Origin of the sequence: Fibrobacter sp. (genome assembly GCF_045112255.1) — a bacterium.
Classification (GTDB): domain Bacteria; phylum Fibrobacterota; class Fibrobacteria; order Fibrobacterales; family Fibrobacteraceae; genus Fibrobacter.
In genome coordinates this window covers 1-1,607 of sequence record NZ_JBGUHR010000002.1, presented here as the reverse complement: position 1 = coordinate 1,607, position 1,607 = coordinate 1, and the positions used below count along the sequence as shown (strand labels likewise).

At 49.5% G+C, this 1,607-nt stretch carries 2 protein-coding genes; both read right to left on the bottom strand.

Features of this window, described 5'->3' with window-relative positions:
• On the bottom strand, nucleotides 1-1,269 hold a 1,269-nt coding region (locus ACJMM9_RS00105; protein WP_405322714.1), incomplete at its 3' end, for a hypothetical protein.
• A gap of 44 nt (nucleotides 1,270-1,313) precedes the next feature.
• The coding region (locus ACJMM9_RS00100; protein ID WP_405322712.1) for a PQ-loop repeat-containing protein at nucleotides 1,314-1,607 on the bottom strand (294 nt) is incomplete at its 5' end.

Genomic DNA, 1,607 nt, shown 5'->3' with positions numbered 1-1,607 from the left:
TTCTGGACTGTTGCCCATAGCGAACTTGCTGATCATGTCTGGTTCATCCATGAACTTCGCTGCGTCTGCGGCAGAAATGTTGCCAAGCTCGTGTGCTCTGGCCATTTCCTTCACGGTCTGTTCCGGATCGTAGTCGATCTTCTGCTTGAATGCTTCCGAATTCATCTGGGACTGCGTGTAATTGCGGAATGCGGTGAACCCAGGGATGCGTTCAAGAACGTCTTGCACATCCTTCGACAAGGTCGGCCACTTCTTCACGAGGTCAGTCCATGCCTCGTACTGGGCCTTCTGCGCGTCAGCTTCCCAGTTGCCAGTCTTTCCTTCGAGCTTGCTAGTAAGCTGTTCGGCTTGCTCCTTGGACTTTTCATCGGCAGCTTCGAGTTCGGCTTCTTTTCTTGCCGCGCTCTCGCGTTCCGCCTTGCGAATATCGGCGTCTTGGAACACCGCCGTAAGCCACGGAGCTTCATCCGTTACCAGCTTGAGCTGTGTTTCGGTAAGCGTCGTGTAGATATCGTCAATAACGTCCAAATGGTCAACTACATTGTCTTGGCCAATTTCTTTTTTGTGCAAGAACTCAATCGCGCATGATGCTCTGAACTTGTCGTTTTCGGACGGCACCTTCACATCAACCTTGTCGTGGCAATGGTTTTCGCACTTGATGCAGTTGCCTTCGCATTCGTCCTTCAGCTGCTGGTCGACTTCCGCCGCGACCTTCGCGAAAGCTTCCTTGACTGGATTGGGTTCTTCTACGCCGTCGTCCGGCGCATCTTCTTCCAATAACTCGGTGTTCGAAGTCTCGTTGACGTCTACTACTTCGCCTTCGTCCAGATCTACGTCCACAGCTTCGTCCGTCGGCACTTCATCAAACGCTTCAGTAGCCTTTTCGATGGTTTCCTTGGTGAGAGTAGGAATGTTTTCTTCATCTTCGGTGGACACTCCAGCTGCTTCCTTCATGTCGTTCACCATGTCAGTCATATCGATGCCGCTTTCATCTGCAGCTTGTTCAATGGCATCAAGCTGAGCTTTACGTCTGGCTTGCGCATCTTCATCGGCCATCAGTTCTCCGACGCTCATATCGTCGGACTTCTTCGGTTCCAATGTCTTTGCAAACAGCTTGTACTGATTAGTAATATCAGTAATACGTTCAGGATCGGGTGAATAGTTAGCATCTGCCTTGGGCTGTTCCTTCTCAGAGACGAGCTGGTCAAAGGCGTTCTGGCATTCCATCGTGGACAATGGACGAGAGGATTCTTCTGGATAATTACACATGTGGAGTGTTCCTTTTGTTTTGAATTTCCACATGATAAATTATTCTATTTCTTGAACGTATGGAACAAGTACAGAATCCAGCAGCAACAGCAGAACGCGAATCCGTAGTTGCAATAAAGCGGAATCTGCCATACGCCCGTAGTGAGGTTGTTGTCCAGCACGAACATGCCGCAGCAGATGTTCGCAAAGAACGACATCAGCACAAACAGCAAAGAAGTCCCTTCTGTGGACTTCTGCATATAAATTTTTACGATGATAGGAACGTTGACGATCGCAAAGAGAAACGAGCCGAAACCGCCAAGGAAAGGAGCTATCGAGTGGAGAAATGATTGCATGAC